The sequence below is a fragment of the Shinella sp. BE166 genome, assembly GCF_051201095.1.
GTDB lineage: Bacteria > Pseudomonadota > Alphaproteobacteria > Rhizobiales > Rhizobiaceae > Shinella > Shinella lacus.
On record NZ_JBPEHL010000017.1, the window covers coordinates 1 to 26,015 of the forward strand.

General features: G+C 64.5%; 27 protein-coding genes. 15 read left to right on the forward strand and 12 right to left on the reverse strand.

Annotation, left to right across the window (positions count from 1 at the left end; genetic code table 11):
- Positions 1–355: 355 nt before the first annotated feature.
- The 3 genes from hrpB to J2Y63_RS28700 all read left to right on the forward strand — a co-directional run bounded on the left by hrpB (position 356) and on the right by J2Y63_RS28700 (position 4,803).
- Positions 356–2,824 carry an ATP-dependent helicase HrpB gene (gene hrpB, locus J2Y63_RS28690; protein ID WP_435268919.1) on the forward strand — a complete coding sequence of 823 codons (2,469 nt, stop codon included), beginning with the start codon at positions 356–358 and terminating at the stop codon, positions 2,822–2,824.
- 27 nt (positions 2,825–2,851) lie between these two features.
- On the forward strand, positions 2,852–4,153 hold the full coding sequence (locus tag J2Y63_RS28695) for an ActS/PrrB/RegB family redox-sensitive histidine kinase (protein WP_256120396.1): 1,302 nt from the start codon (positions 2,852–2,854) through the stop codon (positions 4,151–4,153).
- 77 nt (positions 4,154–4,230) lie between these two features.
- The gene (locus tag J2Y63_RS28700) at positions 4,231–4,803 is read left to right on the forward strand and encodes an ActR/PrrA/RegA family redox response regulator transcription factor (protein WP_256120397.1); all 573 of its coding nucleotides are present in this window, start codon (positions 4,231–4,233) and stop codon (positions 4,801–4,803) included.
- Positions 4,804–4,806: 3 nt separating this feature from the next.
- Here the strand turns inward: J2Y63_RS28700 and J2Y63_RS28705 are convergent, their stop codons facing one another.
- Positions 4,807–5,337: an MmcB family DNA repair protein gene (locus J2Y63_RS28705; protein WP_435268920.1), complete on the reverse strand. Its 531-nt coding sequence runs from the start codon at positions 5,335–5,337 to the stop codon at positions 4,807–4,809.
- Here J2Y63_RS28705 and J2Y63_RS28710 point away from each other — a divergent pair.
- On the forward strand, positions 5,321–5,644 hold the full coding sequence (locus tag J2Y63_RS28710) for a hypothetical protein (protein ID WP_435268921.1): 324 nt from the start codon (positions 5,321–5,323) through the stop codon (positions 5,642–5,644). The two genes, J2Y63_RS28705 and J2Y63_RS28710, sit on opposite strands and share 17 nt — an antisense overlap.
- A 79-nt stretch (positions 5,645–5,723) precedes the next feature.
- Entirely contained in the window at positions 5,724–6,383 is a 660-nt protein-coding gene (locus tag J2Y63_RS28715; protein WP_256120399.1) for a L,D-transpeptidase, read from the forward strand.
- Between the two features lie 75 nt (positions 6,384–6,458).
- On the opposite strand, the gene J2Y63_RS28720 is transcribed toward J2Y63_RS28715, so the two are convergent.
- Entirely contained in the window at positions 6,459–8,618 is a 2,160-nt protein-coding gene (locus tag J2Y63_RS28720; RefSeq protein WP_435268922.1) for a malate synthase G, read from the reverse strand.
- 138 nt (positions 8,619–8,756) lie between these two features.
- On the reverse strand, positions 8,757–10,760 hold the full coding sequence (locus J2Y63_RS28725) for a hydantoinase/oxoprolinase N-terminal domain-containing protein (RefSeq protein ID WP_435268923.1): 2,004 nt from the start codon (positions 10,758–10,760) through the stop codon (positions 8,757–8,759).
- A 123-nt stretch (positions 10,761–10,883) separates the two neighbouring features.
- Here J2Y63_RS28725 and J2Y63_RS28730 point away from each other — a divergent pair, with 123 nt between their 5' ends.
- Entirely contained in the window at positions 10,884–11,435 is a 552-nt protein-coding gene (locus J2Y63_RS28730) for a hypothetical protein (protein ID WP_435268924.1), read from the forward strand.
- Here J2Y63_RS28730 and J2Y63_RS28735 read toward each other — a convergent pair.
- The 5 genes from J2Y63_RS28735 to hslV form a co-directional block, all read right to left on the reverse strand.
- Complete coding sequence (locus tag J2Y63_RS28735; protein ID WP_435268925.1) at positions 11,380–12,789, reverse strand: cytochrome P450; 1,410 nt, start codon at positions 12,787–12,789, stop codon at positions 11,380–11,382. The genes J2Y63_RS28730 and J2Y63_RS28735 overlap by 56 nt on opposite strands.
- 56 nt (positions 12,790–12,845) lie before the next feature.
- Positions 12,846–13,781, reverse strand: a complete 936-nt coding sequence (locus tag J2Y63_RS28740) for a DUF1402 family protein (RefSeq protein WP_435268998.1) — start codon at positions 13,779–13,781, stop codon at positions 12,846–12,848.
- Positions 13,782–13,974: 193 nt separating this feature from the next.
- Positions 13,975–15,285, reverse strand: coding sequence for an ATP-dependent protease ATPase subunit HslU (hslU, locus tag J2Y63_RS28745; RefSeq protein ID WP_435268926.1), 1,311 nt, complete (start codon positions 15,283–15,285; stop codon positions 13,975–13,977).
- The gene (locus J2Y63_RS28750) at positions 15,282–15,824 is read right to left on the reverse strand and encodes a GNAT family N-acetyltransferase (protein ID WP_435268927.1); all 543 of its coding nucleotides are present in this window, start codon (positions 15,822–15,824) and stop codon (positions 15,282–15,284) included. Before J2Y63_RS28750 ends, hslU begins: the two co-directional genes overlap by 4 nt.
- Positions 15,814–16,371, reverse strand: coding sequence for an ATP-dependent protease subunit HslV (gene hslV / locus J2Y63_RS28755; protein ID WP_256120406.1), 558 nt, complete (start codon positions 16,369–16,371; stop codon positions 15,814–15,816). The genes J2Y63_RS28750 and hslV overlap by 11 nt, the downstream gene beginning before the upstream one ends.
- A gap of 227 nt (positions 16,372–16,598) precedes the next feature.
- Between hslV and J2Y63_RS28760 the strand changes: the two genes are divergently transcribed.
- The 8 genes from J2Y63_RS28760 to coaA all read left to right on the forward strand — a co-directional run bounded on the left by J2Y63_RS28760 (position 16,599) and on the right by coaA (position 21,452).
- Positions 16,599–16,727, forward strand: coding sequence for a hypothetical protein (locus J2Y63_RS28760; protein WP_256120407.1), 129 nt, complete (start codon positions 16,599–16,601; stop codon positions 16,725–16,727).
- Positions 16,728–16,884: 157 nt separating this feature from the next.
- On the forward strand, positions 16,885–17,478 hold the full coding sequence (gene hisB, locus J2Y63_RS28765; protein WP_256120408.1) for an imidazoleglycerol-phosphate dehydratase HisB: 594 nt from the start codon (positions 16,885–16,887) through the stop codon (positions 17,476–17,478).
- Positions 17,479–17,503: 25 nt separating this feature from the next.
- On the forward strand, positions 17,504–17,974 hold the full coding sequence (locus tag J2Y63_RS28770; protein WP_435268928.1) for a DUF2628 domain-containing protein: 471 nt from the start codon (positions 17,504–17,506) through the stop codon (positions 17,972–17,974).
- A 1-nt stretch (position 17,975) separates the two neighbouring features.
- Positions 17,976–18,617, forward strand: coding sequence for an imidazole glycerol phosphate synthase subunit HisH (gene hisH / locus J2Y63_RS28775; protein ID WP_435268929.1), 642 nt, complete (start codon positions 17,976–17,978; stop codon positions 18,615–18,617).
- A 1-nt stretch (position 18,618) separates the two neighbouring features.
- On the forward strand, positions 18,619–19,353 hold the full coding sequence (gene hisA / locus J2Y63_RS28780) for a 1-(5-phosphoribosyl)-5-[(5-phosphoribosylamino)methylideneamino]imidazole-4-carboxamide isomerase (RefSeq protein WP_435268930.1): 735 nt from the start codon (positions 18,619–18,621) through the stop codon (positions 19,351–19,353).
- Positions 19,350–20,126, forward strand: coding sequence for an imidazole glycerol phosphate synthase subunit HisF (gene hisF, locus J2Y63_RS28785; protein ID WP_319323646.1), 777 nt, complete (start codon positions 19,350–19,352; stop codon positions 20,124–20,126). Before hisA ends, hisF begins: the two co-directional genes overlap by 4 nt.
- Positions 20,127–20,136: 10 nt before the next feature.
- The gene (locus tag J2Y63_RS28790) at positions 20,137–20,457 is read left to right on the forward strand and encodes a phosphoribosyl-ATP diphosphatase (protein ID WP_319323645.1); all 321 of its coding nucleotides are present in this window, start codon (positions 20,137–20,139) and stop codon (positions 20,455–20,457) included.
- Positions 20,457–21,452, forward strand: coding sequence for a type I pantothenate kinase (gene coaA / locus J2Y63_RS28795; RefSeq protein WP_256120414.1), 996 nt, complete (start codon positions 20,457–20,459; stop codon positions 21,450–21,452). Before J2Y63_RS28790 ends, coaA begins: the two co-directional genes overlap by 1 nt.
- Before the next feature lie 18 nt (positions 21,453–21,470).
- Here the strand turns inward: coaA and J2Y63_RS28800 are convergent, their stop codons facing one another.
- The 4 genes from J2Y63_RS28800 to J2Y63_RS28815 form a co-directional block, all read right to left on the reverse strand.
- On the reverse strand, positions 21,471–22,088 hold the full coding sequence (locus tag J2Y63_RS28800) for an alpha-ketoglutarate-dependent dioxygenase AlkB family protein (protein ID WP_435268931.1): 618 nt from the start codon (positions 22,086–22,088) through the stop codon (positions 21,471–21,473).
- Between the two features lie 24 nt (positions 22,089–22,112).
- Positions 22,113–22,625, reverse strand: a complete 513-nt coding sequence (lysM, locus tag J2Y63_RS28805; RefSeq protein WP_435268932.1) for a peptidoglycan-binding protein LysM — start codon at positions 22,623–22,625, stop codon at positions 22,113–22,115.
- Between the two features lie 107 nt (positions 22,626–22,732).
- The gene (gene arfB / locus J2Y63_RS28810; RefSeq protein ID WP_435268933.1) at positions 22,733–23,167 is read right to left on the reverse strand and encodes an alternative ribosome rescue aminoacyl-tRNA hydrolase ArfB; all 435 of its coding nucleotides are present in this window, start codon (positions 23,165–23,167) and stop codon (positions 22,733–22,735) included.
- A 114-nt stretch (positions 23,168–23,281) separates the two neighbouring features.
- The gene (locus J2Y63_RS28815) at positions 23,282–24,892 is read right to left on the reverse strand and encodes a phosphoenolpyruvate carboxykinase (protein WP_435268934.1); all 1,611 of its coding nucleotides are present in this window, start codon (positions 24,890–24,892) and stop codon (positions 23,282–23,284) included.
- 313 nt (positions 24,893–25,205) lie between these two features.
- Here J2Y63_RS28815 and J2Y63_RS28820 point away from each other — a divergent pair, with 313 nt between their 5' ends.
- A complete protein-coding gene (locus J2Y63_RS28820) occupies positions 25,206–25,937 on the forward strand; it encodes a response regulator transcription factor (RefSeq protein WP_256120419.1) in 732 nt (243 codons plus the stop codon).
- Positions 25,938–26,015 lie beyond the last annotated feature (78 nt).

Here is a 26,015-nt window from a genome sequence, read left to right on the forward strand (position 1 = left end):
GCCAGAAGCGCCGCCGCTCTCGTTCGATGAGCGGGTTATAAGCCCACCTATACGAACACGTCAACAGCTCAAAACAAGAAAAATCAAAAAAGTGATAACGTGTTGAAAAGATAGAGCTTTCTTGTTTTGGTTAACGCCTGCCCGCCTTGGGGGCATCGAAACACCGGCAAAAATCTTGTCCAAACGGTAAAACCGCATGACAAAACCATGACGGACGTTCCGGCTCCCCGCGCGGTCTTTATGCGCCTCTTCTCTCGGCACCGCCGGCGGGCTATTCAGGCAGGGAAACGAGACCGGAGAGACGCATGTCCGCCCTCTATATAGGCGCCACTTTCACCGACGGGTTTCTCTAGGAATGGCGTCGGTCATCGATACGTTGCCGCGCCTGCCCGTCACCGAGGCGCTGCCTGCGCTGGGTGCAGCGCTTGCCGCGGGGACACGCGCAGTGCTTTCCGCGCCGCCCGGCGCCGGCAAGACGACGCTGGTGCCGCTCTTCCTTCTCGGCGAGGCCTGGCGGGGCGACGGGCGGATCATCCTGCTCGAACCGCGCCGGCTGGCGGCGCGCGCGGCGGCGGGCCGCATGGCCGCCCTTCTCGGCGAACGGGTCGGCGACACGGTCGGCTACCGCATGCGGCTCGACAACCGCGTTTCCGCGAAGACCCGTATAGAGGTGGTGACGGAAGGCGTTTTCGCCCGCATGATCCTCGATGATCCGGAATTGCCCGGCATTTCCGCCGTGCTTTTCGATGAATTCCACGAGCGTTCGCTCGATGCGGATTTCGGCCTGGCGCTGGCGCTCGACGTGCAGGCGGCGCTGCGCGAGGACCTGCGCATCCTCGTCATGTCAGCGACGCTCGATGTGGAGCGCGTGTCCGCGCTGCTCGACCATCCGCCGGCGATCGTCAACGAGGGGCGCGCCTTTCCCGTGGACGTCCGCTACCAGGACCGGCCGGCCGGCGAGCGCATAGAGGATAGTATGGCGCGCGCCATTATAGAGGCGCATCGCCAGGAGAGCGGGTCGATCCTCGCCTTCCTGCCGGGACAGGCCGAGATCACCCGCACGGCGGAGCGGCTTGACGGCCGGTTCGGGGCGGAGACGACGGTGGTGCCGCTCTTCGGCAACCTGAGCCAGAAGGAACAGGACGCCGCGATCCAGCCCACCTCTGCCGGCATGCGAAAGATCGTGCTGGCAACGTCGATTGCCGAAACCTCGATCACCATAGACGGCGTGCGCATCGTCATCGACAGCGGCCTGCAGCGCCTGCCGGTCTTCGAGGCGGCGACCGGCATCACGCGGCTGGAGACGGTGCGTGTATCGCGCGCCTCCGCCGACCAGCGCGCCGGGCGCGCCGGGCGAACGGAGCCGGGCATCGCGATCCGGCTGTGGCATGCCGGGCAGACGGCGGCGCTGCCGGCCTTCACGCTGCCGCAGATCCTTTCGGGCGACCTTTCCGGCTTCATGCTCGACCTTGCCCATTGGGGGGTGAGCGATCCCGCCGCGCTTCGCCTCGTCGACCAGCCGCCCGCGGCGGCGGTGGAAGAGGCGCGCAACCTGCTGCGCCTGCTCGGCGCGCTCGACGAGGCCGGCGCGCTGACGCCGGCCGGTAAGCGCATCCGTGAGCTGGCGCTACCGCCGCGGCTGGCCGCGATGATCCTGCATGCGGCGGAGGATGGCGAACAGGCTGCGGCCGCGCGGCTTGCCGTGCTGCTCACCGAACAGGGGCTCGGCGGCCCGGCCATCGACATTGAGGAGCGCTTGCGGCGCTTTTCCAACGAGCGCGGCGAACGCGCGGAGGCGGCGCGGCGGCTGGCGCAGCGCATGGCGGACGGTTTCGGCAAGGCCAAAGGGAGTGCTGCGAGCATGCCGGGCGCGCTGCTGCTGCATGCTTTTCCCGATCGGGTCGCCCTGCAACGGAGCGGCCGGGGGCGGTTCGTCATGGCAAACGGGCGCGGCGCCGAATTGCCAGAGACCGAGCGGCTTGCCGGAGCGGAGATGATCGTCGTGGCCGATCTCACCGGACAGGCCGGGCGCCAGCGCATTCTTGCCGCAGCGGAAATCGACCGCGCCGAGGTGGAAGCCGGGCTTGCGGAAAAGATCGTGCGCGAGGACCAGTGCGTCTTCGACCGCGCCAGCCGGCAGGTGCGGGCGCGAAGAGTGGTTCGCCTCGGCGCGATGATCCTTGAAGAGACGCCCCTTCCTAAGCCGAGCGGGCCGAAGTCGGCGCTGGCGCTCGCCGATGGTGTTCGCCAGCTCGGCATCCAGGTCCTGCCGTTTTCCCGCGAGGCGGCGCAACTGCGCGACCGGATCGGCTTCCTGCATCGCTCGATCGGCCAACCCTGGCCGGATACAAGCGACGACGCGCTGCTCGCCGCGCTCGAAACCTGGTTCGTGCCCTTCCAGGAAACGGCACGCGGCATCGACGATATTTCCTCCGCACGGCTTCAGGAGGGGCTGATGGCGCTGGTGCCCTATGAGGTGCAGCGCGATCTCGCGCGGCTGGCGCCCACCCATTTCGAGGCGCCGACCGGCCAGCGCCACCCGATCCGCTACGATGGCGACGAGCCTGTCCTGGCGATCCGCGTGCAGGAACTGTTCGGGCTGAAGCAGCATCCGTCCGTCGCGGGCGGGCGGCTGCCATTGCTTCTCGAACTGCAATCGCCGGCGCACCGGCTGATCCAGACGACGCGCGACCTTCCCGGTTTCTGGGCGGGCTCCTGGCGGGATGTGCGCGCGGACATGCGCGGGCGCTATCCGAGGCACCCCTGGCCGGAGGACCCGGCCGAGGCCATGCCGACGACGCGCGTCAAGCCGCGCGGCACATGATAGGAAAAGAGCGGAAAGGACGGCAGGATGGCATTCTATCAGGATATCGACTTCGAGGGCTCCGGCCGGCGCCTGCGCCTCGAGACGATCATCCGGCTGCGCTGGCTGGCGGTGGCCGGGCAGTCGATCACGGTCATCGTCGTCGGGCTGTGGCTCGAATTTCCGCTGCCGCTGCTGCCGGCCTCCGTGTTGATCGCGCTTCTGGCGGCGGTGAACTTTTTCCTCGCGGTGCGCTTTCCGCCGGCGCACCGGCTGACGCCGCTTTCCGCCTTCCTGCTGCTCGCCTTCGACCTCTGCCAGCTGACGGCGCTGCTCTTCATCACCGGCGGGCTGGCCAATCCCTTCGCCCCGCTCGTCTGCGTGCCCGTCATCATCTCGTCCTCGCTGCAGCCGATCCGATTCAGCCTGCCGCTCGGGCTGCTCTCGGTGTTCGGCATTACGGCGATGGCCTTCACGCCGTTTCCGCTGCCGTGGTTTCCCGGCACCGTGCTCATCGTTCCGCCGATCCTGACGGCCGGCCTGTGGTTCGCTATCGTTTCGACCACGGCTTTTGCCGCCTTCTATTCCTATCGCGTATCACGCGAGGCGGCCGAGCTTTCCGATGCGCTGGCGGCGACCGAACTCATCCTCCAGCGTGAAAAGCACCTCTCGCAGCTCGATGGTCTCGCGGCAGCGGCGGCGCATGAACTCGGCACGCCGCTCGCCACGATCAGCGTCGTGGCGCGCGAGATGGAGCGCGAGCTCGGCACGGACGACCGGTTTCGCGAGGATGTGCAGCTGCTGCGCAGCCAGAGCGAGCGTTGCCGCGATATTCTCCGCCGGCTCACCACGCTGTCGGCCGAGGACGAGGCGCATATGCGGGTGCTGCCGCTATCCTCGCTTCTGGAAGAGGTGCTGGCGCCGCATCGCGAATTCGGCATCCGGCTCAACCTGGTGGAAAACGGCGAGCGGGCGAGCGAGCCGGTTGGCAACCGCAATCCCGGCATCCTTTATGGCCTCGGCAATCTTCTGGAAAACGCCGTCGACCATGCGCGCGAGGAGGTGACCATTACAGTCAGCCACACGGCGGAACGGGTGACTATTGTCATCGAGGACGACGGCGACGGTTATGCGGCGGATATTCTCCAGCGCATCGGCGATCCCTATGTCACCAAGCGCCAGCGCGACGAGCGGGCGGGCGGGCTGGGGCTGGGGCTGTTCATCGCCAAGACGCTGCTGGAACGCTCCGGCGCCAAATTGACCTTCGGCAACCGCACCGGCGACCGGCCGGGCGCACGTGTGTCGGTCGATTGGCCGCGGGCGCGCATGGAGGCAAAGGGTGCAAAATGACTTTACCCGCCTCATCTTACGGGTGATAAGCTGATCCTGATCAAGAATGGACGAAAATCGGCCCCGGAAGACGAAAAATGGCAGAAAACAGCGATACACCCATCACGGCAACCGACGATATCGGGCCGGACCCTTCGCTTCTCGTCGTCGATGACGACGGCCCGTTCCTGCGCCGCCTCGCGCGCGCCATGGAGACGCGCGGCTTTACCGTCGACACCGCCGAATCGGTGGCGGAAGGCATCGCCAAGGCCAAGACGAACCCGCCGAAATATGCGGTGGTCGATCTGAGGCTCGGCGACGGCAGCGGCCTCGACGTGATCGCCGCCATCCGCCAGCGCCGCGACGACACGCGCATCATCATGCTGACCGGCTACGGCAATATCGCCACCGCCGTGAACGCGGTGAAGCTCGGCGCGGTCGACTACCTCGCCAAGCCTGCGGACGCCGACGACATCTTCGCCGCGCTGACGCAGCGCCCGGGCGAGCGGGTGGAACTGCCGGAAAACCCGATGTCGGCGGATCGCGTGCGCTGGGAGCATATCCAGCGCGTCTATGAAATGTGCGACCGCAACGTTTCGGAGACGGCGCGCCGCCTCAACATGCACCGCCGCACGCTCCAGCGCATCCTGGCAAAGCGCGCGCCGAAATAACCCTCAAGCGGGCTCGTCGCGCCTTCCCGAGACGATGGCGGACATGTCCGGCCCGTCGCGCCGGGCATCCATGGAAAATTCCGCCAGCAGCAGGCGGCCCGCGGCGACGCGGGCGAAGGCGAAGGTCACAGACTTTCGCGTCGGCGGCGGCAGGCGGTGTTCCGGCGCTTCGCGCAGCATATGCGCGCCGTAGCCGTCCGACAGGATCAGGCCGCAATCCTCGGGGAAGATGTCGAGCGGCACCTCCTTGTGGGTGGCGAAGAACAGCCGGTCGCAATGGCGCCGGTAATCCGGCCATTTGCGGTCCACCTTGAAATCCTCGATCGACGTCTTGATCTCGACGTTCCAGATCTCGCCCTTGTCGGACAGGCTGATGAGATCGGCGCGCCGGCCGCTGGCAAGCGTCAGCTCGGGCAGCACCGCATGGCGCATCTCCGTCAGCATGCGCTGCACGCCGCGGCGCACCATCATGGCGCGGTCCGACTGGCGGCCGTCGAGCAGCGGATTGTCATTGTGAATGGAAACGATCGTCATAGGGTCCAACCTCGGCGAATCGCATTTTATCGCGAAATCGGGCCGACGGGTTCTGCGGCCGGAGAAAAAGTTAAGGCGGCCTCCTGATTCGCGGCGCCGGGAAGACTCCGTTAACTGCGCCCGGCGGTTCCTGTGCGGCTTCGGGCCAGCGGGCGAGAAGACCGTTGAACGGGCCGCGCAGGCGTGCTTGGCATGGCACGGATGCGGCGAAAGCGGTCGATCGGCGGGCATTATTGTTGCAAAAAAACAATCACCCGTCTTTTTGCTTTGCCTGGAGCCCGCACCGGAGCGCACAGACTTGCATTGACTGGTTTAATCGAAAATAAACCATAGTCGATAAAAGTTCCGCGTCTCGGAACTTCTTAATCCCTATTCAAGAGAATCACATGCGCTTCCGCAATGCCCTCCTTCTGTGCGGCCTCGCAGCAGCCGTCACGCTCGCCGGATGCTCCTCCTCCACGTCCCTTCCGGGCGAAAAGGTGGCAACCAATGCTATCTTTACCGCGGATTATGGCCCTGTTGAGGACAACGGCTATGCTCTGCCGGCGATCCCGATCGCCCGCGTGAACACCAAGTTCCACCGGCAGATCGTCGATTACGCGACGAAGGAAAAGCCCGGCACGATCATCGTCAACACGCCGAACCGTTTCCTTTATTACGTGCTGCCCGGCGGTAAGGCCGTGCGCTACGGCATCGGCGTCGGCAAGTCGGGCTTTGCCTGGAAGGGCGAGGCCTACATTGCCTGGAAGCAGGAATGGCCGACCTGGCATCCGCCGCAGGAAATGGCAGACCGCAAGCCCGACGTCGCACGCTACGTCAAGGACGGCATGGGACCGGGTCTCAAGAACCCGCTCGGCGCGCGCGCGCTCTATCTCTTCAACGAGAAGGGCCAGGACACGCTGTTCCGCCTGCACGGCACGCCGGAATGGGCGTCCATCGGCACGGCCGCATCGTCCGGCTGCATTCGCCTGATGAACCAGGACATCATCGACCTTTACAAGCGCGTGCGTCCCGGCCAAGGCGCCCGCGTCGTCGTCCAGCAGTAAGCGGAAAAAATCCGCTTAAGGGAGAAGCCGCCGGAGCGATCCGGCGGCTTCTTTTTATTTTATCAGGCCGATTTATCAGGCGTTTGCGGCCTTCAGTTCGAGACGGCGGCGGTGCAGGACCGGCTCGGTATAGCCGTTCGGCTGCGCGCGGCCCTTGAGCACCAGTTCCAGGGCCGCCTGGAAGGCGATCGAACGGTCGAAATTGCCGGCCATCGGCTGGTAGAGCGGGTCGCCTTCATTCTGCCCGTCGACGACAGCGGCCATGCGCTGCATCGTCTCGACGATCTGCGCCTCCGTCACCACGCCGTGGTGCAGCCAGTTCGCCATGTGCTGGGCGGAGATGCGCAGCGTGGCGCGGTCCTCCATCAGGCCGACATTGTTGATGTCAGGCACCTTGGAGCAGCCGACACCCTGGTCGACCCAGCGCACGACGTAACCGAGGATGCCCTGCGCATTGTTGTCGAGCTCGCGCTGGATTTCCTCCGGCGTCCAGTTCGGCCGCACGGCGACCGGCACCGACAGGATATCCGAGAGTTTTGCCCGCGGGCGCGACCGGAGCGCCGCCTGCACCTCGGCGACATTGACCTTGTGATAGTGCGTGGCATGAAGCGTCGCCGCCGTCGGCGACGGCACCCAGGCGGTGTTGGCGCCGGCTTTGGGATGCGCGATCTTCTGTTCCAGCATGGCGGCCATCAGGTCCGGCATGGCCCACATGCCCTTGCCGATCTGCGCATGGCCGGAAAGCCCGCATTCCAGGCCGATATCGACGTTCCAGTTCTCGTAGGCGGAAATCCAGGCGGCCTGCTTCATATCGCCCTTGCGGATCATCGGGCCCGCTTCCATCGAGGTGTGGATCTCGTCGCCGGTGCGGTCGAGGAAGCCGGTATTGATGAAGACGACGCGTTCCTTGGCGGCGCGGATCGCTTCCTTGAGGTTGATCGTCGTGCGGCGCTCCTCGTCCATGATGCCCATCTTCATGGTGTTCGGCGCCATGCCGACGGCAGCCTCGACGCGACCGAACAGCTTCGACGCGAAGGCGACCTCTTCCGGCCCGTGCATCTTCGGCTTGACGACATACATCGAGCCTTCGCGCGAATTCTTGCGGCGGCCGTTCGGGCCGATATCGTGCAGCGCGATAAGTGCCGTCACCATGGCGTCCATGATGCCTTCCGGAACCTCGTTGCCCTCGCGGTCGCGGATCGCCGGATTGGTCATCAAGTGGCCGACATTGCGCACCAGCATCAGCGAGCGGCACTTGACCGCGAAGGGCGAGCCGTCCGGCGCGGTATAGGTAAAGTCAGTGTAGAGCTTGCGTTCGATCGTCTCGCCGCCCTTCCGGACGTTTTCCTTCAGATCGCCCTTCATCAGGCCGAGCCAGTTGCGATAGACGAGGACCTTGTCCTCAGCATCGACGGCGGCGACCGAATCCTCGCAGTCCATGATCGTCGTCAGCGCGGCCTCGATATTGACGCCGGCTATACCGGCCGGATCGGTCTTGCCAATCTCCCAGTCGCGGTTGACGAGGATCTCGATGCCGAGACCGTTGTTCCTGAGAAGCACATGGCGCCAGTCCTCGTGCTCCGCATGGCCGGCATATTGCTCCGGCCGCTTCAGCGAGACGGCACGGTCGCCGGCCGTAAGGCGCAGTTCCGCGCCGGCCTCGATGCCGGTGATATCGGCCCAGCGGGCATCGGCCAGCGGTGCGGCCTCGTCCAGGAAGGCCTTGGCCCAGGCGATGACTTTTTCGCCGCGCTTGGGATTGTAACCCTTGCCCTTTTCCGCGCCGTCCGTTTCCGGGATAACATCCGTTCCGTAGAGCGCATCATAGAGCGAACCCCAGCGTGCATTGGCGGCGTTCAGCGCGTAGCGCGCATTCATGACGGGCACGACGAGCTGCGGGCCGGCGAGGCTGGCGATTTCCGGATCGACGTTTTCCGTCGTCACCTGGAATTCGCCGCCCTCCGGCAGCAGGTAGCCGATCTCGCGCAGGAACGCTTCATAGACCGCCATGTCCGACGGCGCGCCGTTGGCCCGATACCAGGCGTCGATCTTCTCCTGCAGCGCGTCGCGTTTCGCCAGCAGCGCGCGGTTTTCCGGCGCGAGGTCATGCACGATGGCGGAAAAATCGGCAAAGAAACGTTCTGCGTCCACGCCCGTGCCGGGAAGGGCCTCCGTGACGATGAAGTCGTGAAGGGCGCTGTCGATCGAAAGACCGGCTTTGTCGGTATAAGTCATCTGAAAAGGCTCCGAATGACGGGACGATGGGGGAGTATCCCGAATGCTGTCACTTTCCGGAGCTTTCATTCATAGTCAATTCGGCAATGACATAAAGAATTTATTCCCGATCGGATAAAATCATACCTTTCGTCCGTTTTACGCCTCTTCCGCAATGCGCGGCCGGCCGCTCGCCGTGGCGGTAAAACGCGCTTCGACGAGCTTGCGGCTGCCCTCCACTTCCGGCGCGTCGATCTCCTCGCCGAGCGTCACCACCGGCTCGTCCGCGCCATTGGCCCGGGCGGCATGCAACGCCGCCGTCATCGCCCGCTCCTTGGCAAGCGAAAAGGCGGCGGCCTCGTCAAAGAGGCGCACGCTCTCGCCCGCACCATTGACGATGAAGATGCCCTCGTCCGGCATGGTCACGAAGACCGTGACGACGGTGCGCACCTGGCCGACGACGGCGCCAACGGCATTCGCCACGCCGGCATCCGCCGGAATGGAGGACTGCGCGCCGAGCATCTCGGCAATATCGGGATAGTAAACTGGCGCCGAGGCGCCGAGGCCGACCAGCGGCCGGTCGAGCGCGATGCGGAACTTCACGATGCCGTGCGCGCGATGCAGCGCGCGGTCGATGGAGATGGAATTGGCCGGATCGATCGCCGCCCCGTCATCGGCAAGGCAGGCGGAGAGGATGACATCCGCCGACTGGCGGGTGAGCCGGTCGACCAGCAGGCGCGCCAGCACTTCCGGGCTTTCGGCGATCGGCCGGCCGGTGCCGTCCTTGGTGCGCGCGGCAAGCTCCAGGCCGAGGCGGGCGGCCGCGGCATCCCACTGGCCCTGGCCGCCGAGCACATGCATGGCATCCGACGGCGTGATGCCGCAGAGATGCACGAGGCCGCGGGCGACCAACCGGTCGAGCGTCGCCTTTTGCAGCGTGGTGACGAGCAGCCCGTCGAGCGGCAGCGGCACCGCGCCGATCTTTTCGTAAAGCGCCTGTTCCTGCGGCTGGAGGCCGCTCGCCAGCCGCTCCGGCACGCCGGTGCGCACGGCAAAACGCCCGTCGTGGCGGCCCATATGCGGCGTCCGGAGCTGGCGCTCCAGCACGGGAATGATGGCATCCGGGTGCAGCGCGGAGGCGAGGCTCAAGGGCAGGAAGCGGCGCGGGCCGAGATCGATCTTCGCCTTCAGGCCGCGATCATTGATGCGCACCTCCGAATCGCCGCCGAGCCCGAAGGTCCGCATGGCGACCGCCTCGACCATGGTGCGGTAGCCGCCGACGACGGCGCCCTCCGCGTCGAGCTTCGGCCGCCCCTTGTCGAGCACGGCCACGTCCGTCGTCGTGCCGCCGATATCGGAGACGACGGCATCGTCCAGCCCCGTCAGGTGCCGCGCGCCGACCAGGCTTGCGGCGGGGCCGGAGAGGATCGTCTCGATCGGGCGAAGCCGTGCCTCGGCCGCCGAGATCAGCGCGCCGTCGCCGCGCACCACCATCATCGGCACATGGATACCGCGGCGTTCCAGATAATCCTCGCAGGCGCCGATCAGCCGGTCGATCATCGAGACGAGGCGGGCATTGAGCAGGGTCGTCAGCGCGCGGCGCGGGCCGCCGAGCTTGGAGGAGAGTTCGTGGCTGCAGGTGACGGGCAGGTGCGACACGGCGCGGATTCGGTCGCGCACCCGCACTTCATGCGCCGGGTTGCGCACGGCGAAATAGCCGGCGACGGCGAAAGAGGAGACATTCTGCGACAGGGTCGGCAGCGCTTCGTCCAACGCCGTCATGTCGAGCGGCGTCTCGTTGCCGTGCACATTGTGGCCGCCGGGCAAAAACAGCACCGGATCGTTGCCGAGCGCATCGGCAAGCCCGTCGCGTTTCAGGTCCTCCGGGCCGAAGCCAATCATCACCAGGCCGGCGCGGCCGCCCTGGCCTTCGACAAGCGCATTGGTGGCGAGCGTGGTGGACAGCGAGACGAGGCCGATGGCGGAAACCGGGGCTTTCGCCTCGGCCAGCACCGCTTCCACCGCGCCGGAAATGCCGACCGAAAGGTCGTGGCGCGTGGTGAGCGCCTTGGCGCGGGCGATGACGCCCCTTGTTTCACTGTAGAGCACGGCATCGGTATAGGTGCCGCCGGTATCGATGCCGAGTAACAACTGGTCTGCCACGAGAATTCTTCCGGACTTCCTGCCAGGCCTTTTCAAAGCGGCCTGGAATGGTGTTATTGCATGTCCGAACCAATTGCCACCATTCCACCGGCGACATGCGGTGAAAGAACGGGGAGCTTGCCAGTGATCGATTTCTCCACCCGAAAGCCGCTTGCCGCGGCGCTTCTTCTCGGTGCGGCCCTTCTTGCCGGCAGCCTGCCGGCGCTGGCCCAAGAAGAGGACGAAGAGCAGTACGAGGCGCAGATCCCGGCCGTTTCGATCTACAAGGCGATGCTGGATGCCAACAAGCAGACGGGCTGGGTGCAGTTCCGCAACTTCGCCGACCAGCAGCTCATCTATTTCACCGCCTTGCAGACCATGCATTGCCGGCTGTCGGAAATCCGCTATTCGGTCAATTCCGAGACGCTCGACCAGCGTTTTCCGCTCGCCAAATGCGATCCGGAGCTGCCCTTCAACCTGCCGTCGGACGACAGCCAGAACTGGCTCTATCTCGGCCTGAAGCCCGGCGAGGCGCAGACGATCGCCGTGCAGGCCGTCTGGGACGACGGCAGCGGCAGCGAGATCGTCGTCTACCAGCCCTGCAAGAACCCGGACGCGACCTGCGCCTCGATCAAGACGATCAAGAAGGGCAAGAAGCGCGCCGACGAGCCGTCACCCGCAACGCCAGTCCGTTAGAAGGCTGCGTCGTCAGGCGCTGCACCGGCCAGGGTTTCGTATCCTCCGTCATGTCGAAGCGGAAGCGGTGCATCAGCACGCCGAGCGCGATGATCGCCTCCTGCATGGCGAAGGTCGCGCCGATGCAGATGCGCGGGCCGGCACCGAAGGGCAGGTACTGGAAACGGTGGATGCTGTCGCGGTTCTCCGGCAGGAAGCGTTCCGGCATGAAGGCCCTCGGCTTCTGCCAGAGCAGCGAATGGCGGTGCAACGTCCAGGGCATGACGAGGATCGTGACATCCTTGGGGATCTCGACCCGCTCGCCCTTCGGGCTCGTCCAGACGTCGTCGGAAATCGCCTCGCGGTTGATCGAGGGCGCCGGCGGATAGAGCCGCATCGCCTCTTCGAAGGCGGCGCGCGTCCAGGGCATCAGCTCCAGCCATTCCACCGGATCGGCGCCCGTCGCCAGCACCTGGTCGATCTCCGCCTCCATGGCGTCGCGCACATGCGGACTGTTGGAAACGCAATAGAGCGTCCAGGCGAGCGCGCGGGCCGTCGTCTCATGGCCGGCGCCGATGAAGGTGAGGATATTGTCCTCGATCTCCTCCATGCTGAGCCCATCCAGACCCGCCGCACGCAAGAGCAGCGTGAGGAAATCGTTCGGCGCCTTGTCGGCACCGCTTTCCATGCGCTTCTGCCGCATTTCCATCGTATCGCGCACGATGCGGCGGAATTTTCCAAGCACCTTCGCGCCGCCGATCCGCGTGATCCGCGGCACCCAGGCGGGGGCGCGCAAAAGATCCATCGGATCGACGCGGCCCATGGAGTGCAGCAGGTCGTCCACGTCATCGGCGAAATTGTTGGAGGAGGTGACGATCTCGCCGGAAAACAGCGTTTCGGAGAGGATGGCGAAGGCGAGCTCCGTCATGTCGTTGCCGATATCGAAGATCGTGCCGTCGGCGCCCTCGTATTTTTCGGCATATTTCTCCGACTGCGCCAGCATCTGGCTGGCAAAACCCTTGGCATGGCGCGGCGTGAAGATCGGCGCGACCGCCTTGCGCGACCGCCGCCACACGGCGCCCTCGGCCGTCAGCAGGCCGTCGCGCAGGATCGGGCGCAGCACGAGCTGGCGCACCACGGCCATCTTGTAGTTCTGCGCATTGTCGACGAGCAGGTATTTGATGAGGCCGGGATCGTTGGCGATCAGCGTCTTCTCGCCGAAGAAACTCGTCATGATCCAGGGCAGCGTATAGGAGGGCTCGCCCCAGAGTTCCAGCGGATTGCGGAACACGGTGCGGATGATCTCGAGCTTCGACGGCGGCACCGTGCGCGGAATGGGCGCCGGCGGTTCGAACGGCTCGGGACGCATGTCCATGATCTGCCTCCTTGGGCTCGGCTCGTGCACAGACTGGGCCGACAGGTAGGCGAAAGTTAGAGCAGCGAGCGCAGCTCCGCCAGCTTGTCGTTGATCAGCCAGCCGTAATAGTTCTCTTCCGGCCAGGTCGCCTCACCGCTCGCGCGGCGGGCGGCGAAGGTGGCGGCGCGGGCATCCGGGTTGCCGATATTGTAGAGTGTCGCCGTCAGGCCCGGGTTCTTCGAAATGTCGACGCCGGCGATCTTCTTGTAGGCATCGATCGAACGGCGAATCGAGGCGGCCATATAGGCGAGCGAGATGTCCGGATCCATGATGGCCTTGTAGACGCTGGCCGCGTCCGCCTCGTCGAGCCGCTCGTAGCCGGAAATGCGCGCGACGTCGTCGGTCAGGGTCAGCGCCGTCAGCGGGTTGATCTGGCCGAGGCCAAAGGTCTGGCCGGCATAGAAGGGCTGGAAGAACACCGCGCTGAAGCGGTTGTTCGGGAAGGACGTGCCGCCGACCGTGCGGCCCTTGAAGCTCCGGTTCCACACCGTTTCGCGGCAGGTCCAGAGCGAATAGGAGCCCTTCTTGTCGGCGCATTTCGAGAATTCGGGGCGATCGACGAAATCCGCGACGGATTCGCCGTCATAGGCGAAGCGGAAAGAGCCGGTATAGGACGCCGCCTTCACATAATAGCTCTGCAGCCGGTCATAGGCGTCGACGTTGTAGGTGTGCTCGCCGACGATGGCGCCGACCATGTGGATGGGGTCGATGCCATATTTGCCGGCCACCGACTTGATCTTGCCGGTCAGCTCGCCGTCATTGGCGAGAAGATCGCGCACCTTCTCGTATTTCGCGTCGAAGGAGGTTTTTCCCGCCTTGGTGCGGCGCACCGAGGCGCCCGGAATGTTCGGCTGCTCGGCATTGCGGTTGCCGGACGGCACCACGTCGATCGCCAGCGCCACGGTCTGGCTCTGGACAAAAAGGGTGGCTGCTAGGGCAAGCACAGGGATGAGCTGTCGCACGGTTCCGGTTCCCGTCTGATCACAATATCGGCGAATGGCGCGAGACCGATGCAACGCAATGATGTCGGAATGATGCCAAGGCGTGGCAATGACCTAGGCCGCGACACCGTTGCTGTCGAGGCCCCTTCCCGTCAAAAATCCGGCACCGGCGGCGGCATCTGCCGCCACCGGTGCCGAAACGTCACAGAATGTAGCGCGAGAGGTCCGTATTGGCCGCCAGCGCGCCGACATGTTTGCGGACATATTCCGCGTCGATGACGAGGTTGTTGCCCGGCTTATCCGGCGCCTCGAAGGAGATCTCGTCGAGCACCCGCTCCATCACCGTCTGGAGACGCCGCGCGCCGATATTCTCGACGCTGGAGTTGAGCTGCACGGCGACATCGGCGAGCGCATCGAGCGCGTCCTCGGTGAAGTCCAGCGTGACGCCTTCCGTCTCCATCAGCGCCTTGTACTGGCGGATGAGGCTTGCCTCCGTCTCCGTCAGGATGCGGCGGAAGTCCTCTTTCGTCAGCGCCTTCAGCTCGACGCGGATCGGCAGGCGGCCCTGGAGTTCCGGCAACAGGTCCGAGGGCTTCGAGACATGGAAGGCGCCCGACGCGATGAAGAGGATATGGTCCGTCTTCACCGGCCCGTACTTGGTGGCGACCGTCGTGCCTTCGACCAGCGGCAGCAGGTCGCGCTGCACGCCCTCGCGGGAGACGCCCGCGCCCATGCCGCCGTCACGCGCGGCGATCTTGTCGATCTCGTCGATGAAGACGATGCCGTCGTTTTCGGCCGAGCGGATGGCCTCGCGCTGGATCTGCTCGTTGTCGAGCAGCTTGTCGGACTCGTCGTCGACCAGGATCTTGTAACTGTCCTTGACCGTCGTCTTCACCTTCTTGGTGCGGCCGCCCATCGCCTTGCCGAACATTTCGGACAGGTTCAGCACGCCGATATTGGCGCCCGGCATGCCGGGAATCTCGAAACCGCCGGGCATGCCGCCGCCGGTATCGGCAACGTCGACCTCGATTTCCTTGTCGTCCAGCTCGTTGTTGCGCAGCTTTTTACGGAAACTGTCGCGCGTCGCCGGCGAGGCGGTGGCGCCGACGAGGGCGTCGAGCACCCGTTCCTCGGCATTCATATGGGCTTTGGCCGTCACCTCGGCGCGCTTCTTCTCGCGCACCAGGCCGATGCCGACCTCGACGAGGTCGCGCACGATCTGCTCGACATCGCGGCCGACATAGCCGACCTCGGTGAACTTGGTGGCCTCGACCTTGACGAAGGGCGCGCCGGCAAGCTTCGCCAGACGGCGGGAAATCTCGGTCTTTCCGACGCCGGTCGGGCCGATCATCAGGATGTTCTTCGGCATCACCTCGTCGCGCAGGTCCGGCTCCAGCTGGTGGCGGCGCCAGCGGTTGCGGAGCGCGATGGCGACGGCGCGCTTGGCGTCGTGCTGGCCGATAATGTAGCGGTCGAGTTCGGAGACGATCTCGCGGGGGGAAAAGTTGGTCATGGTATCTCGTTCGCTTTCGGGTCGAATTGCATGATCAGCGCCTCGGCGCCGGTGCGGCCTTCCAGTTGCGGAACCGGCCGGAAGCCGGCCTTGGCATAGGCACGAACCGCGCGCGCATTGGCGGGATCGGGGTCGATGATGATGGTCTCGTGGCCGAGCCCACGCAGATAGGCGACGAAGGCGGTAAGCGCCGCGGAGCCGATGCCCTGCGAAAGCTTGTCCGCGTGGCCGATCGAAAGATCGACGCCGACAGCCTCAGGCGCGAGCTCCAGGAGCCAGGGGTTGTCCTTCGTCCACTCCTCGTTCTGGTGGTGGCCGAGAAACCAGACTTGAATATAGCCGACCGGCTCCCCGTCGAGGGTGATGACGAAGGGACGCGTCGTGTCCCTGCCCTCCACCATCTCGCGGATGAAGCCGATTTCCTCGTCGGGATCGCCCCACCATTCTCGCACATGCGGCTCGTTCAGCCATGCGAGAAGCAGCGGGTAATGCTTCTCTCCCACGGGAGAAAAGCCGATCCGGGCGGGATCAAGCGGCATCCAGCGTCTCCACCACGACATTGTGGTTGGTATAGACGCAGATGTCGCCGGCAATCTGCATGGCGCGGCGCGCAATGTCTTCGGCCGACCTGTCCGTGTCCATCAGTGCGCGGGCGGCGGCATAGGCATAGTTGCCGCCGGAGCCGATCGCCATGGTGCCGTGTTCGGGCTCCAGCACGTCGCCGTTGCCGGTGAGCGCCAGCGTGACGGACTTGTCGGCGACCAGCATCATGGCTTCCAGGCGGCGCAGGTAGCGGTCCGTCCGCCAGTCCTTGGCAAGCTCGACGGCAGCGCGCATCAGCTGGTCGGGGTACTGTTCGAGCTTGGCTTCAAGCCGTTCGAGCAGCGTGAAGGCATCAGCGGTGGCGCCGGCAAATCCGGCGATCACATCGCCCTTGGCAAGGCGGCGCACCTTGCGCGCATTGCCCTTCATCACCGTCTGGCCAAGGCTCACCTGGCCATCGCCCGCCATGACCACCTTGCCGTCCTTGCGGACGGTGATGATCGTCGTGGCGTGCATGGAAGCGTAAGGATTGTGTTCACTCATCGATAGACCTTTGGATAGACCTGCAAAGGCCCGGCATCCCGGGCGTGTCGCCGCCAGCGAGGCGGCCTCGTTGTCCTCTATGTAAGCGGCGTTTGCGCAATTGCAAACGTGGCGCCGCGTCGGTTTGCGCAGCGCCGTCGATCAGGGATTGTACGGCTCAAAAAAGGCCTTGATTTCTCTCCACGATGCGTGGGTTATGGTCTCCCATCAACTGGAGGAAAACGGCAATGGCCAAAGGTCAGGTCCGCAGCAACAAGGAAACCCGAAAACCCAAGAAGGACAAGGCCGTCGAAAAGGCCGCGCCGACGCTGGGTTCGCAGGTCAAGAACAGCGAAAGCTCGACAAAAAAGAAGTGAATGGTGCCGGCGAAAGCCGGCTTCGTTCTTTCAAGGCCTATACCCACTGCCGGGCAACCGGCAGAGCGCTTTTGGCCTGCCTCCCGAAAGCCTCAGCAGACTGGCGTTTTATGAAGAGCCCTGTTAAGGAGCGGCGGTAAAATTACCGGAGACTGCAATGAGCCGCACCGCCAGCGTTTCGCGCAAGACGAACGAGACCTCCGTATCGGTCGCCGTCAACATCGACGGCACCGGCGCATCGACCATTTCGACGGGCGTCGGCTTCTTCGATCATATGCTGGACCAGCTCTCGCGCCATTCGCTGATCGACATGGAGATCAAGACCGAAGGCGACCTGCATGTCGACGATCACCACACGGTGGAAGACACCGGCATCGCCATCGGCCAGGCGATCGCGAAAGCACTCGGCGACCGTCGCGGCATCACCCGCTACGCCTCGCTGGATCTCGCCATGGACGAGACGATGACGCGCGCCGCGGTGGATGTTTCCGGCCGCCCCTTCCTGGTCTGGAACGTCGCTTTCTCCGCGCCAAAAATCGGCACCTTCGACACCGAGCTGGTGCGCGAATTCTTCAACGCGCTCGCCCAGCATGCCGGCATCACGCTGCATATCCAGAACATCTACGGCGCCAACAACCATCACATCTCGGAGACGTGCTTCAAAGCCGTCGCGCGTGTGCTGCGCACCGCGACCGAGATCGATCCCCGCCAGGCAGGCCGCGTTCCCTCGACGAAGGGTTCGCTGGCCTAACCACGGCTTATCTGGAGGCCTGTCGATGGCCACGTTCCTCTTTCTGATACCGCCGGGTGCGAAATCCCAGGACGAAAACGCCCGGATCATCCGTGATCATTTTTCGTGGATCGCGTTCTTTTTACCGTACATCTGGCTGCTGTGGCATCGTGCTTGGCTGGCCGCAGCCCTTGTCTTCGCCATACAGTCGCTGGGTTCAGTCCTCTCTGAGCATGCCGTCTTCGGCTTTGCCGGCGTCGGGATTTGCCTTGCGACCAGTCTTCTCGTGGCGCTTGAAGGCCCCACGATGATCGTCGCCGGTCTCAGGCGGGCGGGCTGGACGGTCGATGCCGTCATATCGGCCGACGACCGTGCAACGGCGGAAGAGATCTACTACATGGACATCAAGGCAGGCGAACCGGAGACACGTCACACCGTTTCCCTGCCGGCATCGGAAACCTCCACGCGCCGGCACGCTCCCATGCTTGGCCTGGTCGGTTTCGGGGAAGGACGCTGACATGCGCGTTGCAATCATCGACTACGGCTCGGGCAACCTGCGCTCGGCCACCAAGGCCTTCGAACGCGCGGCCCGCGAGGCTGGCATCGACGCCGAGATCGACCTGACGGACAAGGCGGAGCGCGTCGCCAGCGCTGACCGCATCGTGCTGCCCGGCGTGGGCGCCTATGCCGATTGCCGCCGCGGCCTCGATGCCGTGCCCGGCATGGTGGAGGCTTTGCGCGAGACGGTCGAGACGAAGGCCCGCCCCTTCCTCGGCGTGTGCGTCGGCATGCAGCTCATGTCCTCGCGCGGGCTGGAAAAGACCACGACCGAGGGCCTCGGCTGGATCAAGGGCGACGTCGTGCTGATGACGCCGGACGATGCGAGCCTGAAGATCCCGCAGATCGGCTGGAATACGCTGGACCGCAAAGACGCGCACCCGCTGTTCGACGGCATACCGGAGACGCTGCACGCCTATTTCGTGCACTCCTACCATCTCGCCGCCGAAAATCCGGACGACGTGGTCGCGACCGTCGATTACGGCGGCCCGATGACCGCCTTCGTCGCCAATGGCAACAAGGCCGGCGCACAGTTCCATCCGGAAAAGAGCCAGACGCTCGGCCTTGCCCTCATCACCAATTTCCTGCGCTGGAAGCCGTAACATGATCCTCTTTCCCGCCATCGACCTGAAAGACGGCCAGTGCGTGCGCCTCAAGCTCGGCGACATGGACCAGGCCACCGTCTACAATCCCGACCCGGCCGCCCAGGCGAAAGCTTTTGAAGACCAGGGTTTTGAATGGCTGCACGTCGTCGATCTCAACGGCGCCTTCGCCGGGGAAAGCGTCAACGGCGCCGCCGTCGACGCGATCCTCAAGGCAACGAAGAACCCGGTGCAGCTCGGCGGCGGCATTCGCACGCTCGACCATATCGAGAGCTGGCTGTCGCGCGGCCTCTCCCGCGTCATCCTCGGCACCGTCGCGGTGCGCGACCCGGCGCTCGTCATCGAGGCCTGCAAGCAGTTCCCCGGAAAAGTCGCCGTCGGCATCGATGCCAAGAGCGGCAAGGTCGCCGTCGAGGGCTGGGCGGAAGCCTCCGAACTCGGCGTGATCGAGCTCGCGAGGAAATTCGAGGGCGCGGGCGTCGCGGCAATTATCTACACGGATATCGACCGCGACGGCATTCTCGCCGGCATCAACTGGGCGTCCACGCTGGAACTCGCCGATGCCGTCTCCATTCCCGTCATCGCCTCCGGCGGCCTTGCCTCGATGGACGACATCCGCCGCCTCGTCGCGCCGGATGCCCGCAAGCTCGAAGGCGCGATTTCCGGCCGGGCACTCTATGACGGCCGGATCGACCCAGCCGAAGCGCTTGCCGTTATCCGGGGAGGTGCCGCATGACCCTGAAAGCCCGCGTCATCCCCTGCCTCGACGTGAAGGACGGCCGCGTCGTCAAGGGCGTCAGCTTCGTCAACCTGGTCGATGCTGGCGATCCCGTCGAATCGGCCAAGGCCTATGATGCGGCCGGTGCCGACGAACTCTGCTTCCTCGACATCACCGCGTCGGCCGACAACCGCGACACCATCTTCGACGTGGTGGCGCGCACAGCGGAGCACTGCTTCATGCCGCTCACCGTCGGTGGCGGCGTGCGCGCGGTCGCGGATATCCGCAAGCTGCTGCTGGCAGGCGCCGACAAGGTCTCGATCAATTCGGCCGCCGTCGCCAATCCGGATTTCGTCGCCGAAGCCGCCGACAAGTTCGGCAACCAGTGCATCGTCGTGTCGATCGATTCGAAGAAGGTTTCGGCCGAGGGCGAGGAGGACCGCTGGGAGATCTTCACCCATGGCGGCCGCAAGCCGACCGGCATCGACGCCGTCGCCTTCGCCGAAAAGATGGTGGAGCGCGGCGCCGGCGAATTGTTGCTGACCTCGATGGACCGCGACGGCCAGAAGGGCGGCTACGACATCGCGCTGACCCGCACCATTGCCGACCGGGTTTCGGTGCCGGTCATCGCGTCGGGCGGCGTCGGCAATCTCGACCACCTCGTCGAGGGCGTGCGCGACGGCCATGCGACGGCGGTGCTCGCCGCCTCCATCTTCCACTTCGGCACCTATACCGTCGGCGAAGCCAAGCGCTACATGGCGGAGCATGGCATTGCCATGCGGCTCGACTGAGGAGAGAGCGATGACCGATTTTTCCCTTGCCGATCTGGAGCGCATCGTGGACGCCCGCTCGCAGGCCGATCCGAGCGCATCCTGGACGGCAAAGCTCGTCGCGGCCGGACAGGCAAAAGCGGCAAAAAAGCTCGGTGAAGAGGCCGTCGAGACCGTCATCGCGGCAATCGAGGGCGAAAAGGCCGCCTTGACGAGCGAAACGGCCGATTTGCTCTATCATCTGATGGTCGTATTGAAAATCGGTGGCGTGGCGCTACAAGATGTCATGGGGGAGCTGGAACGGCGCACAAGCCAGTCCGGCCTAGTGGAGAAGGCCAGCCGGAAAAGTTGATGATCCAGGCAGCGCGCGACAAGGACCAGGCGGATATTCCGGACGATTTCGGCAACCGCGACTATTCTCCCTACCGCTTCTTCTCGGCAGACGAATGGGCGCATTTCCGGGCCGACACGCCTCTGACGCTCACGGGCGACGAGGTGCAGCGGCTGCGTTCGCTGAACGACCCGATCGATCTCGACGAGGTGCGGCGCATTTATCTTTCGCTGTCGCGCCTGCTCTCGGCCCATGTCGAATCCTCGCAGATGCTGTTCGAGCAGCGCAAGCGCTTCCTCAGCCTCTCTGACGAGGCGAAGACGCCCTATGTCATCGGCATTGCCGGCTCGGTCGCGGTCGGAAAGTCGACCACGGCGCGTATCCTGATGGAGCTGCTCGCCCGCTGGCCGTCGAGCCCGAAGGTCGACCTCGTGACGACCGACGGTTTCCTCTATCCAAACGCCGTGCTCCAGCGCGAAGACATGATGGACCGCAAGGGTTTTCCGGAGAGCTACGATATCGGCGCGCTTCTGCGCTTCCTCTCGGCGATCAAGGCCGGCAAGCCGAACGTCAAGGCGCCGACCTATTCGCACCTGACCTATGACGTGCTGCCCAACGCCTTCCGCACCATCGACCGCCCGGATATCCTGATCTTCGAGGGCATCAACGTCCTCCAGTCGCGCAACTTGCCGGCCGACGGCAAGATCGTGCCGATGGTCTCCGACTTCTTCGATTTCTCGATCTATATCGACGCGGAAGAGAGCCTGATTCACACCTGGTACGTGGACCGCTTCATGCGGCTGCGCGACACGGCCTTCAAGAACCCGGATTCCTACTTCCACCGCTACGCGACGATCAGCGAGACGGCCGCGCTGGCGATCGCGGAAGGCCTCTGGCACAATATCAACCTGAAGAACCTGCACCAGAACATCCTGCCGACGCGCCCGCGCGCCGACCTGATCCTGCAGAAGGGCGAGAATCACCTCATCGAAACGGTGGCGCTGCGCAAGTTGTGAGCCGGCTTACGGCCAAGGTTACGGATTGACGCGGCGAAGCGTCAGGTTGATCCGCCCGGCACTCTTCAACAGCGTCGATGTGCCGGGATAGATGCGGTCGACGCCATGAAAGATCAGCCGGCTCTCGCCACCGAACACGAAGACGTCGCCGCTGGACAGCCGGAAGGAACGGGTCGGATCGCTGCGTGAAACGCCGCCGACGCGAAACAGGCACTGATCCCCCAGCGATACGGACACGACGGGCGCGCCGAATTCGCTTTCGTCGCGGTCCTGGTGCAGCCCCATCTTCGCATCTGGGTCGTAGAAATTGACGAGGCAGGCTTCCGGCGGCTTTTCAAAGCCGGCAACCGCCTCCCACAAGGCGAGAAGCGCCTCGGGAATGGCGGGCCAGGGGCGGCCGGTCTCGGGATGGGTCGGCTGGTAGCGGTAGCCGTCGTCCTTGTCGGTCACCCAGCCGAGCGGGCCGCAATTGGTCATGCGCACCGACATCGCCTTGCCGGTCTTCGGCATGCGCGGCACGAAAAGGGGTGCCTCGGCCACGACCTCTCTTATGGCCGCGACAAGCGCCTCCTGCGCCGAGCGATCGAAATGGTCGGGGAAATAGCGCAGCCCCGGGGCGAGGCCACGCTCAGCCACGGCGCATCTCGTGCCGAATGCGGCTCACGCTTCCGCCAGGTCCGGAATGCGCAGCACCTGGCCGGGATAGATCTTGTCCGGGTGGGAGAGCATCGGGCGGTTGGCGTCGAAGATCAGGGTGTGCTTGGCGCCCTTGCCCTTGCCGTAATAGGCCTCGGCGATCTTCCACAGGTTGTCGCCCTTCTTGACCGTGTGCAGGGTCGGGTCATTGGCAGGCCCGGAGACCTTCAGGAGTTCCGCCAGGTCGATTTTTTCGAGCTTCAGGCCGGAATCGGCCGGCACGACCTTGAGATCGGCGGCTTCGACCTTGGAAATGCCCAGCGTGTTGCCGACGGCGATGACCGCCTTTTCGAAGGCCGTCTGGTCGGCGACCACGCCCTTCAGCACACATTTGTCGCCCTCGACGGAGACTTCGACCTTCTGCGTGCCGAGATCGAAGGAATCGAGCTCCTTCTTGACCGCACTCGCTTCCGGCGCTTCGTCGTCGCCGATGCCGAGCTTCTTGCCGGCGTTCTTGATAAAGCTGAAGAGACCCATGACTACCTCCCGATTTTTTTGGTCTGTTTTTTTGAACTAAAGCAGAGCCTTTCCGCGAAGGAAAGGTCTCGTTTCACTCTTATTCATAAACGGCCAAGTTGCGGCAATCATTCGCCGCCAGGCTTCGCCCGATTGCGTTTTACGTCGGAACGGCCCGATTTTTCCTTGAGCCGGCGTTCCACCGAACCCTTCGTCGGCTTGGTCTTCCGGCGCACCGGCGGCGGCGGTTCGGCGGCTTTCAGGATCAGCTCTTTCAGCCGCTCGCGCGCGTCCTCCCGGTTGCGCTCCTGGCTGCGAAAGCGGTTCGCCTCGATCAGCAGCACGCCCTCCTTGGAAAGCCGGCGGCCGGCGAGCTTTTCGGCATTCGCCTTCACCCGCTCGTCCAGCGAGGGCGAGTTGCGCAGGTCGAAGAACAGCTGCACCGCCGTCGAGACCTTGTTGACGTTCTGGCCGCCCGGACCGCCGGCCAGCACGAACTGTTCGGTCAGCTCCCAACCGGCAATCGTGATGGAGCTTTTGATGTAGAGGGGGTCGCTGGCCATGGATGTTCCTTTCCACGCCGTTTTAGCGGGCGATCAGGGAAACGGGAAGCCGGCGCCGGCAACGAAAAACCCGGTCGCGAGGACCGGGTTTCACGTGAATCATCGCAAAGAACCTTATTCGGCCGCGATCTTCAGGCCGGGCGCCGCGTCACGCACGCCGCCGTCCACATGGTTTTCGAACTTTTCGAAGTTCGCGATGAACATGTCGACGAGTTTCTGGGCCTGCTTGTCATAGGCGGCACCGTTTGCCCAGGTCGAGCGCGGGTCGAGGATCTTCGTGTCCACGCCCGGCACCGAGACGGGAACCTGGAAGCCGAAATTGTCGTCGCGGCGGAACAGCGCGTCCTTCAGCGAGCCGTCGAGCGCGCTCGCCAGCAGCGTGCGGGTCGCCTTGATCGGCATGCGGCGGCCTTCGCCGTAAGCACCGCCGGTCCAGCCGGTGTTGACCAGCCAGCAATCGACGCCGTGTTCGGCGATCAGTTCCTTCAGGAGGTTGCCGTAGACCGTCGGGTGACGCGGCATGAAGGGGGCGCCGAAGCAGGTCGAGAAGGTGGCTTCCGGCTCGGTCACGCCACGCTCCGTGCCCGCGACCTTGGCGGTGTAGCCGGAGAGGAAGTGGTACATGGCCTGGTCGGGCGTGAGCTTCGCGATCGGCGGCATCACGCCGAAGGCATCGGCCGTCAGCATGATGATGGTCTTCGGATGCGGCGCGCGGCCGGTGTCGCTGGCATTCGGAATGAAATCCAGCGGATAGGCGCAACGGGTGTTTTCCGTCAGCGAGCCGTCGTTGAAGTCCGGAACGCCGTTCGCGTCGAGCACGACGTTTTCCAGAACGGTGCCGAAACGCTGCGTCGTCGCATAGATTTCCGGCTCGGCTTCAGCCGAAAGGCGGATCGTCTTGGCGTAGCAGCCGCCTTCGAAGTTGAAGATGCCGTTCTCGCCCCAGCCATGCTCGTCGTCGCCGACCAGCGTGCGGTTCGGGTCGGCCGACAGGGTCGTCTTGCCGGTGCCGGACAGGCCGAAGAACACGGCCGCATCGCCATCCGGGCCGACATTGGCCGAGCAGTGCATCGGCATGACCTTTTCCGATGGCAGCAGCCAGTTCAGAACGGTGAAGACCGACTTCTTCATCTCGCCGGCATAGAAGGTGCCGGCGATCAACACGATGCCGCGCGTCAGGTCGCAGGCAATCATGGTTTCGGTGCGCGCACCGTGGCGCTCCGGGTCGGCCTTGAAGGTCGGCAGGTCGATGATCGTCAGTTTCGGCGCGAAGGCGGCGAGGTCGGCTTCCTGCGGGCGGATGAGCAGGTTGCGGATGAACAGCGAATGCCAGGCGAGCTCGGTGACGACGCGGGTCGGCAGGGCATAGTCGGCATCGGCGCCGCCGATGAGGTCCTGCACGAAGAGGTCACGGTCGACGGCGTGCGCCAGCATGTCGGCATGCAGCGCGTCGAAATGTGCGCGCGACACGGCCTTGTTGTTGTCCCACCAGATGGCGCCTTCAGTGTTTTCGTCGCGCACGACGAACTTGTCCTTCGGCGAGCGGCCGGTGTGCTGGCCGGTGAGGGCACGCAGCGCCCCATGCGCGGTCTTGACAGCTTCGCCACGGCCGAGCGCCTCTTCGTAAAGAGCCTCTGCTGCAAAGTTGTACCGGACCGTGCCGTTAGTATGGATACCCATCGCGGTGAGCCCCTGAGCGGGGTTGCGAACGCCAAGTTCCTGCATGGTCCAGTTTTCCTCCAAGGCGACAAGAATGGTGTGGATTTTCCGGGAAGCTAATTCGGGACTGTCACAAAGACAAGAGGAAAATGCAAATTTGGTAATGATATCAATTATTTAATCGATTTAAAGAATTATGTTACTTTTTTAATCGTTTGAATAATCGATTTAAAAATGACTCGCCCGGTGCGGCTGAAACGTCTCCCTTTATCTTTGCCACAATTTGTTCCACCTTTACCCCCAAGGAGGCGCATCACATCCAGGACAGGAAGACGATCCGAGGTCGGGAAAGGCGCCGATGAATATGGAGACTAGCAGGATGCAGACGATCGCACTCGTTGACGACGACCGGAATATTCTGACATCCGTGTCGATCGCTCTGGAGGCAGAGGGCTACAAGGTCGAGACCTATACGGACGGCGCCTCGGCGCTCGACGGGCTTCTCGCCCGCCCGCCGCATCTTGCCATCTTCGACATCAAGATGCCGCGCATGGACGGCATGGAGCTGTTGCGGCGGCTGCGCCAGAAGTCGGATATTCCGGTGATCTTCCTCACCTCGAAGGACGAGGAGATCGACGAGCTGTTCGGCCTCAAGATGGGCGCCGACGACTTCATCACCAAGCCCTTCTCGCAGCGCCTGCTCGTCGAGCGCGTCAAGGCGATCCTGCGCCGGGCGTCCAGCCGCGAGGCGGCCGCCGCCTCCGGCGGCACCGGCAATGCGGCCAAGGCCGGCGAAATCGCGGCCCGCTCGCTGGAACGCGGCCAGCTCGTCATGGACCAGGAGCGCCACACCTGCACCTGGAAGGGCGAGCCTGTCACGCTCACCGTCACCGAATTCCTTATCCTGCATTCGCTGGCCCAGCGCCCGGGCGTCGTGAAGAGCCGCGATTCGCTGATGGATGCGGCCTATGACGAGCAGGTCTATGTCGACGACCGCACCATCGACAGCCACATCAAGCGGCTGCGCAAGAAGTTCAAGATGGTCGATACCGACTTCGACATGATCGAAACGCTCTACGGCGTCGGCTACCGTTTTCGCGAGACCGCCTGAGGCGCGATTTCGCTTGCATGAACCGCGGCGGCAATGGCATGCCGCGGTCGGCGGCCTTGTGCCGTGCGCATGGAAGGT